Here is an 8,905-nt window from a genome sequence, read left to right as displayed (position 1 = left end):
TTTAGAAGTCATATCAACTGGTTCTTGTTTTACATCATTATCTGTGAAAATTTGCGTAGTCGCTTCCAAAAGATGATCGATAGAAGCAATAGCATGTTCAATTTTGTCTTTGACTATGCTACGTTGATCAGAAGAAGCATCAATAAGCTGTTTCGGTGAATGATCTAATTTCAAAATAGGGGTATCATCCTTATTTGCTTCAACAGTATTTGTTTCAACAGTTAATTTATCTGTATCCAATTTTGTCTCTACCGGTAAGTTTGCAACAATTGCCCCATGATTGACAGCGGACTGATTTAAATACAAAAATGAAGCACTAGCAAAGAGCAGCACAGCAGCAGCTGCACTCCAATACTTCCAGTTCGTTTGCTTCTTAGAAACAAGAGATACATCATGTGACGCAAATTTTTCCCATGCACCTTCCGAATAAGGAAGCTCATGAGCTTTCATTTTGTCGACGATATGGTCTATTAATTCCTTATTTTTTTCTTTTGCCATTTTACACGCTACTTCTTGTTATTTAAATTCCTGTCTTATCTTATGTTGTTCCAAATAAAGCATCCTTAACTTTTGCTTTGCTCGAGTAAGATAAGTACGGGAAGTACTATCCGGGATATGCAATTGCTTTGCAATTTCATCATGCGAAAAACCCTCGATCTCATAAAGATTAAAGATGACACGCTGCAATTCTGGTAAAGAATCGAGCAACTTCATAATATCATCAACCTCTAGATTACTGGAGTTATATACCCTTGGCACATCAAGACTGCCCTCAGCTACATCTTCTAAAGAAGTCATCTCCTTTTTTGAGCGCAGAAAATCAATTGAAATATTAGCTGCAATTCTCCCTATCCATGACCGAAATGATTTCTCCAAAACATCATCCTCAACCAAATGGTTAAAAGAATCCAATCGTCTAAAAATCCGAATAAAAGACTCATTCGTTAATTCTTCAGCATCCACATCAGATTTAACATAGCGAATAATAATAGCCATCAAATATCCATAGTACTTTTTATAGACAAAAGCCTTCCCCTGCTCACGATTTCGTAAACAATCCTCCAGTGCACTTTTAAGTGTTACTTGTTTTTGCTTTTTTAAGTATGTTTGAATAATATTCACTCAATAAGACTATATTAATCCTTAATCTTCATCTAAAATAATACTTTCTGAATTAAGATTATGAAAGTCTTTCTTTTAATTTCTGCCATGCTGTTTTTTAAGTACATCTTCATAACGATACCGTATTACAAAACGCTACACCGTATTTTATAAATATTATATTGTTTTCACCTCTCATAAATGCAAAAAAAAGCTATTTTTGTTCGATTTTTATATTATTTAATCCTTACCAATGAGTACTGTATTATCCGAACAGGAACAATTAAGAAGACAGGCATTGCAATCTCTAATAGATTTGGGTATAGACCCATATCCAGCTGAAGAGTTTGAGATCAATGCAAATGCTACTGATATATTAGAAAATTACGATAGAGATAAGCTTAACTATAAGAATATAAGCATTGCAGGACGTATCATGAGCCGTCGTGTTATGGGAAATGCGTCGTTCTTCGAAATTCAAGATAGTTCAGGCCGTATTCAAGCTTACATCAAACGTGATGACATTTGTCCTGATGAGGATAAAACGATGTATAATATCGTTTTTAAGAAATTATTAGATATTGGTGATATCGTTGGTATTAAAGGCTATGTTTTCACAACCCAGACAGATGCCATCTGTGTACATGTTGAAAAACTGACTGTATTATCTAAATCATTACGCCCTCTTCCAATCGTTAAAACTGCAGAAGGAAAAACATATGATGCATTCACAGATCCCGAATTGCGTTATAGAATGCGTTATGTCGATCTAGTAGTTAACCCGCAGAACAAAGAGATCTTTGTAAAAAGAACAAAATTGTTTAGTGCAATGCGTAATTTCTTTAATGACGCAGGTTATATGGAGGTTGAGACTCCAGTATTGCAATCCATCCCTGGCGGTGCTGCGGCCCGTCCATTTATCACACATCACAATGCTTTAGATATGCCTTTATATTTGCGGATTGCAAATGAGTTATATCTAAAACGCCTAATTGTGGGCGGTTTTGATGGTGTTTACGAGTTTTCAAAAAACTTCAGAAATGAAGGTATGGACCGTACTCACAATCCAGAATTCACAGCAATGGAGATCTATGTAGCTTATAAAGACTACAACTGGATGATGAAATTCACAGAACAATTGCTAGAACATTGTGCAATTGCTGTAAACGGCACCACCAAAGCGACATTTGGAGAACATGAAATCGACTTCCGTGCACCTTATAAAAGAATCACAATGGCCGATTCGATTAAAGAGTTCACAGGTTTTGATATTACAGGAAAATCTGAACAAGAAATTTTCGAAGCAGCCAAAGGAATGGGAATTCCGGTCAATAATACCATGGGTAAAGGCAAGTTAATTGATGAGATTTTTGGCGAAAAATGTGAAGGTAAATACATTCAGCCTACATTTATCACAGATTACCCTAAAGAAATGTCGCCATTAACAAAAAAACATCGCGACAATCCTGAAATCACAGAACGCTTTGAGTTAATGGTATGTGGTAAAGAAATTGCAAATGCATATTCGGAGTTAAATGATCCGATCGACCAACGTGAGCGTTTTGAAGCACAAATGGCCTTATCGGCACGTGGCGATGATGAAGCCATGTTTATCGATCAAGATTTCTTACGTGCATTAGAATATGGAATGCCTCCAACATCAGGATTAGGCATTGGTATGGATCGTTTAATTATGTTCCTGACCAACAATGCATCTATTCAGGAAGTATTATTTTTCCCACAAATGCGACCAGAAAAAATAGTAACAGTAGCTTCTACAGAAGATTATGTTGCATTGGGTATTCCAGCAGAATGGGTTCCTGTTTTACAAAAAATGGGTTTCAATACTATACCGGAATTAAAAGAAGCTAATCCTAATAAAGTATTCAATGACCTTGGGGGTATGCGTAAAAAAATGAAATTAGAAATCACCATGCCAACAAAAGACGAAGTCTTGGCATGGTTTGCATAAATAATTAGTTCGTACAGAAGCCGGCTATCCAAAAGGTAGCCGGCTTCTGTTTTTGTAAAAAACGTGTAAAGAATTGTTTACACAGCTCGCTGTGCCTACCAACGCGCATTATACTAACCACAAAAACAAAGAGCCATCAATTTTTTAATTTATTTAATACTACTTTTAAGTTATAAACATTAAAAAATGAAAAATATACTTTCCATAGATGGTGGTGGAATAAGAGGTATAATACCTGCTCTAGTATTGGTCGTTTTAGAAGAAATTCTTCAGAAGAAGAGCAATGACCCGGATGCACGAATTGCAGAATATTTCGATTTTATTGCAGGAACTAGTACTGGAGGTATTTTAGCCTGCATTTTATTATACCCAAGTGAGGAAAATCCTTCAAAACCTAAGTTTTCTGCTAAAGAGGCATTAGATCTGTACGTCTCCCACGGCACTGATATTTTCAAAACAACGAGATGGAGACGCTTTCTAAGTGAATTCGGATTGGTGAGTGAATTATATTCAGCTACCGCATTAGAGAATGTATTACATGAATATTTTGGCGACACCAAACTAAGCCAACTAATAAAACCCTGTATTATAACAGCCTATAATATTGAACTCCGGAAAAATCATTTTTTTAGACAGCAAAAAGCTATTACACATGGAATAGCACGAGACTTCTATCTAAGAGATGTCTGCAGAGCGACCTCCGCCGCACCTACCTATTTTTCTGTTGCGGAGATTTATTCCATTGCAGGTACAAGATTTCCATTGGTAGACGGTGGCATGGTGGCTCAAAACCCATCCATTTGCGCTTTGATTGAAGTGATGAAAGCTTTTGAAGATACAGAGATAAACGATCTGTTTATGGTCTCATTAGGTACCGGGGTTGCAAAAAAAGCTTATAACTATGAGCATTTTAAGAAAAAACTGGCCATTACCATTGGTCCAGCTTTAGTCGATATTATGACAAGTGCCTCTGCAGAGAGTACCGAATTTTTTATTGAACAGCTGTTTCAATTCAATAGAAAATCCAAAAACTACATCCGACTAGAGCCAACAAATATGTCAAGTGTTGAGTCCTCCATGGATGCGGCATCCAAAAACAACATCCAAAAACTTATCTCACTAGCAGATAGACTGATGAGCGAAAATGAAGTTCAACTCACCAGGATAGTGGATCATCTAATAAAAGAAAAAGAGGCAAAAAACAAGAAAAATCCGTGGTCTAAGTTGATGGATAGGCTGTAAAAGTTTACATTTACGCATATTTTAAATCTATATGGCACTGAATATCGTTTGGATCTCATTTTTTGTAATTGCATTCATCGTTGCTTTGATCAAGCTTATTTTCTTTGGGGACACCGAAATTCATGAAAATTATCAATGGCATGTTTGACAGTGCTAAAAACGGTGCCGAAATCTCCTTAGGTCTCGTCGGCATGATGACATTCTGGTTAGGCATCATGAAAGTGGGTGAAAAAGCAGGAATGATTACCTTATTTGCAAAAGCTGTAAATCCTTTTTTCAGCAAGCTCTTCCCTGGAATCCCAAAAAACCATCCTGCAAACGGCTCTATTATTATGAATTTTTCAGCCAATATGCTAGGTTTAGATAATGCGGCAACACCGGTTGGACTAAAAGCAATGCAGGAACTGCAAGAACTTAATCCAGAAAAGGAAACCGCGACAAACGCACAAATTATGTTCTTAGTGCTCAATACCGCTGGAATAGCACTTATTCCAACATCGGTAATTGCTCTAAGAATGGCCAATGGAGCAGCAAACCCCGCAGATATTTTTATTCCAGCTTTGATAGGAACCTTTATTTCGTTTATATCAGGGATGATCGCTGTTGCATTCTTTCAAAAAATAAACCTCTTTAAACTACCCATCCTGATATTCCTAGGCAGTTTCATTCTCATGATGGCTGGACTATATTTCGGTTTAAATGGCCTGCCTCCAGAAAAAATTGAAATTGTAACCGGACTAATCGGTGGTGTTTTAATTTTTTCCATCATCATCCTATTTATCGTTTACGGCGCATTTAAAAAACTAAATGTTTACGATGCCTTTATAGATGGTGCAAAAGACGGATTTAAAACATCCATCATGATCATCCCCTTTTTAATCGCCATACTGGTGGCTATATCTGCTTTCCGAACAACAGGATGTATGGACTATATTGTGAATGCAATCGGTTCTTGTTTCGCTTATTTTGGCTTGGACACACGTTTCGTACCAGCTCTTCCAGTAGGATTAATGAAAACATTAAGTGGTGGTGGCGCTAGAGGACTTATGGTCGATGTCATGCAGGCATATGGAGCAGATTCGTTTCAAGGACGACTTGCCAGTGTTATCCAAGGTTCCTCCGAAACAACTTTTTACGTTCTAGCAGTATATTTTGGCTCTGTAGGCATTAAAAACACTAGACATGCGCTTATATGTGGCTTAATTGCCGATCTTGTGGGACTAATTGCAGCTATTATTTTAGCGTACATCTTTTTTGGTTAAACTTTAATCTTTCAATAACATGAAAAAAACAATTGCTTTAATTGCACACGATGGTAAAAAACCAGAAATGGTTGCCTTTGTAAAAGACCATATTGAGTTCTTAAAAAAAGCTCATCTAGTCGCGACAGGCACTACCGGTTCTTATGTAAAACAAACAGGACTCGAAGTCGAATTAAAGTTAAGCGGACCTATGGGCGGAGATGCACAGATTGCAGCATTAGCTGCAGAAGGTAAAGTAGATGGAATCATATTTTTCAGAGATGCATTAGGTAAACATGCGCATGAACCCGATATTCAGATGCTGATGCGGGTTTGTGATTTGTACAACGTACCATTAGCAACCAATCCCGCAACTGGAAGCCTCATTATCGAAGGTCTACTGGAAGATGAACTATAACCAGGAATTTAATATTCACTTCATAAATTCCTAATCCCCTTATTATTTTTTATATTTAGAGATATGAATGATAATGAAATCTTAGTAACAATAGGTAATACGCCATACACAACAACAATTAAGCATGGAAATAATACGCTAATTGCAGATGAACCTGAAGAATTAGGAGGTCAAGATGAAGGATTCAATCCGCCTGCCCTTTTACTATCTTCATTGGGTTCATGTAAAGCAATGACAGTAAAGATGTATGCTAACCGCAAAAAATGGGATTTACAGGAGGTAAATATTAAACTTTCATACGAAATTTTAAAAAGTGAACTGCAACAGACCACCTATATCAAATGTCATGTTTCTCTTAAAGGAAATCTAGATAAAGATCAAAAAGACAGACTTCTCCAAATTTCAGAAAAATGTCCTATTCACAAAATTCTTTCTAATCCGATTATTATTTCTTCCAACCTGATCTAAAAAAATCAATTAGAATTTTTGATTATATCCACGAGATGCTATATTTGTCGCCACAAAGAATCATGAACATGCAAAATGAACAGCACACTCCTATTGACTCTCCTTTTACTTCAATAAAAAGAGAAAATTGGAAAAAACTGAACGGTCACTTTAAGCACACATTTTCGCAACACGACTTGGATCAATTGCATGCACTTAATGAACCATTGAATGCAGAAGAAATCGAAGATGTCTATTTCCCTTTAAGTCATCTCTTAGGTATTCATATTGAACGGTTTCAAGATTTACACAGAAGCACAAATCATTTTCGAAAAAAATGAAAGTACGCTTCCCTTTATTATTGGCATTGCTGGCTCTGTAGCTGTAGGTAAAAGTACAACAGCACGTGTATTGCAACGCGTCCTGACTTTATTGCCCAGTAAACCAAAAGTAGATTTAGTAACGACTGATGGATTTCTGTACCCGAATCATATCCTGAATGAAAGAGGCATAATGAATCGTAAAGGTTTTCCGGAAAGTTACGATGCTAAAAAATTAATACAGTTCCTTTCCGCTATAAAATCAGGCATGGGATCACTTTCGGTACCCCTGTACAGCCATTTAGAATATGATGTCTTACCTGATGACCAGCAACAGCTGATCCATCATCCTGATATCTTAATCGTCGAAGGCATTAATGTACTGCAGGTCAACTCGCAAAGACCACGAAAAGGACATAGTGTATTCGTGTCAGATTTTTTTGATTATACCATATATGTTCATGCCAGCGAAAAAAACTTATTAGAGTGGTATACCAACAGGTTTGAATCTTTAAGACGTACAGCATTTCAAAATCCGGCCTCATTCTTTCACAAATATGCCGACATGAATACCGAAGAAAGTATCCAGATGGCTCATCAGATCTGGAATGAGATCAACAAACCAAATCTGGTCCAGAATATTTTACCAACACGGTACCGCGCTGATCTAATTTTAGAAAAAGGCAGTCATCACTTTGTTAAAAATGTAAAGGTCCGTAAGATTTAATCTTCCCGCGTACGAAATAATAAAATCTCCTTTAAAATTTCATTCTGAATTTGATAATGTAATTTATTGCTACTCGATATGGTATTGAGCTCAATCTTATATTTCACAAAGTCCTTACCGATTTCGGCAACTTTTATTTTAAATAAATCGTCCCAGATAATATTCTTATTTATTTTCAAGATAGGTCTTAAATGATTTTCAACAGATTGGACATGCAACGGTTTTTCTAAAGGAAGTTCAAATTTAACGATCAGTTTATTCGACTTTTGAGAAGATTTATTGACCATCGTTGACGTGAATATCAAATTATTTGGTATTAGCACAACATCATCATCTTCATCACGAACGACAATATTTGCCAAAGTAATATCAACAATTTTACCCTGATAATTACTAATTTTAATATGGTCTCCAATGGAAAATTGATCAGAAAACATAACCAGCAATCCACTGATCATATTGGTAATATACTCCCTAAATATAACCGCAATAGCCATCGCAACGATGGTCATGCTGGTTATAAACTCCTTAGGATCAATTCCCAGCGCAACCATCAACGTAATCACAATCATACCAGCATTCAATACTGTAGCAACCCGGGAAATACCCAGTACAAAATTTCCTCTCACATCATGGTTTGCATGTTTACGGTTATACAGCGAAACAATCAAGAACCGGCCGATTGAGATCAACAGATTGGCGGTCAAAAAAGTATTTAAAGCATAAGCAAAGTGAAGAATAATCTTGTTTTTCTCGTAAAAAGAGGCTAAACCGACAAAAGAATAGCTTAAAGCTATCCACAAAGCACAACGAAATACAAAAGATAGGGATAATTTATTTTTAACCATTGAAATCTAATTTTCTTTAGGAACTAAACTAATCATTTTTCATTCAATACAAAAAAATGATACTCCTAAAAATAAGTATATTTGCAAAAGACCAATGGTCGAAAAATATGAACGAAGAAACAACAACAGTAGAGCTTACAGTTACAGGAATGCATTGTACAAACTGTGCAATTGCTATTCATCAATATTTAGAAAAAAAAGAGGCAAAAGATATATTTGTCGACTTTGCATCTGATGAAGTTAAATTCTCAGGAATAACGGCAAAAGAACTTCCCGAAATAACAAAAGGGATTGAAAATTTAGGTTTTCAGGTCCTGACTGATGAAAGTCCAAAGGAATCATTTTATAAAAAATAGAAACCAAATTTTGGTTCAGTCTATTTTTTACGCTTCCTCTCTTTGCACATATGTTTGTACAACACCCTTTGTTGCATGACCCATACATCCAGCTCGGACTCTGTGCTCCCGTATTTCTGCTCGGTTTTTTTCATTTTGGTAAAAGTGCGTTTTACTCCCTTAAAAATGGCATGCCAAATATGGACGTGCTCATATTTATAGGTGCAACAGCTGCATTCACGTACAGCCTCATC

At 36.2% G+C, this 8,905-nt stretch carries 10 protein-coding genes and 1 pseudogene; 8 read left to right on the top strand and 3 right to left on the bottom strand.

Annotated features, from left to right (window positions below):
* Positions 1-498, bottom strand: a pseudogene (locus tag L950_RS10830) (hypothetical protein); the annotation flags it as partial.
* Between the two features lie 18 nt (positions 499-516).
* On the bottom strand, positions 517-1,122 hold the full coding sequence (locus tag L950_RS10825) for an RNA polymerase sigma factor (protein ID WP_021191668.1): 606 nt from the start codon (positions 1,120-1,122) through the stop codon (positions 517-519).
* A gap of 232 nt (positions 1,123-1,354) precedes the next feature.
* On the opposite strand from L950_RS10825, the gene lysS reads away from it, so the two are divergent.
* From lysS to coaA, 7 genes are all read left to right on the top strand, one after another.
* A complete protein-coding gene (gene lysS / locus L950_RS10820; RefSeq protein WP_021191667.1) occupies positions 1,355-3,073 on the top strand; it encodes a lysine--tRNA ligase in 1,719 nt (572 codons plus the stop codon).
* A gap of 186 nt (positions 3,074-3,259) precedes the next feature.
* On the top strand, positions 3,260-4,315 hold the full coding sequence (locus L950_RS10815; RefSeq protein ID WP_021191666.1) for a patatin-like phospholipase family protein: 1,056 nt from the start codon (positions 3,260-3,262) through the stop codon (positions 4,313-4,315).
* 122 nt (positions 4,316-4,437) lie between these two features.
* On the top strand, positions 4,438-5,577 hold the full coding sequence (locus L950_RS10810) for a nucleoside recognition domain-containing protein (RefSeq protein WP_231577103.1): 1,140 nt from the start codon (positions 4,438-4,440) through the stop codon (positions 5,575-5,577).
* Between the two features lie 19 nt (positions 5,578-5,596).
* Positions 5,597-5,974: a methylglyoxal synthase gene (locus L950_RS10805; protein ID WP_021191664.1), complete on the top strand. Its 378-nt coding sequence runs from the start codon at positions 5,597-5,599 to the stop codon at positions 5,972-5,974.
* Positions 5,975-6,037: 63 nt separating this feature from the next.
* A complete protein-coding gene (locus tag L950_RS10800; RefSeq protein WP_021191663.1) occupies positions 6,038-6,442 on the top strand; it encodes an OsmC family protein in 405 nt (134 codons plus the stop codon).
* A 62-nt stretch (positions 6,443-6,504) separates the two neighbouring features.
* A complete protein-coding gene (locus tag L950_RS32840) occupies positions 6,505-6,762 on the top strand; it encodes a hypothetical protein (RefSeq protein ID WP_231577101.1) in 258 nt (85 codons plus the stop codon).
* Positions 6,710-7,468 carry a type I pantothenate kinase gene (gene coaA / locus L950_RS10795; protein ID WP_231577099.1) on the top strand — a complete coding sequence of 253 codons (759 nt, stop codon included), beginning with the start codon at positions 6,710-6,712 and terminating at the stop codon, positions 7,466-7,468. The genes L950_RS32840 and coaA overlap by 53 nt, the downstream gene beginning before the upstream one ends.
* Here the strand turns inward: coaA and L950_RS10790 are convergent.
* The gene (locus L950_RS10790; RefSeq protein WP_021191662.1) at positions 7,465-8,316 is read right to left on the bottom strand and encodes a mechanosensitive ion channel family protein; all 852 of its coding nucleotides are present in this window, start codon (positions 8,314-8,316) and stop codon (positions 7,465-7,467) included. The two genes, coaA and L950_RS10790, sit on opposite strands and share 4 nt — an antisense overlap.
* 107 nt (positions 8,317-8,423) lie before the next feature.
* On the opposite strand from L950_RS10790, the gene L950_RS32835 reads away from it, so the two are divergent.
* Positions 8,424-8,672 carry a heavy-metal-associated domain-containing protein gene (locus L950_RS32835; RefSeq protein WP_021191661.1) on the top strand — a complete coding sequence of 83 codons (249 nt, stop codon included), beginning with the start codon at positions 8,424-8,426 and terminating at the stop codon, positions 8,670-8,672.
* Positions 8,673-8,905 lie beyond the last annotated feature (233 nt).

The organism is Sphingobacterium sp. IITKGP-BTPF85 (genome assembly GCF_001006065.1).
Classification (GTDB): Bacteria; Bacteroidota; Bacteroidia; order Sphingobacteriales; family Sphingobacteriaceae; genus Sphingobacterium; species Sphingobacterium anhuiense.
Note: the sequence above shows the minus strand (reverse complement) of the source record. Positions and strands in the feature narration are given on the sequence as shown.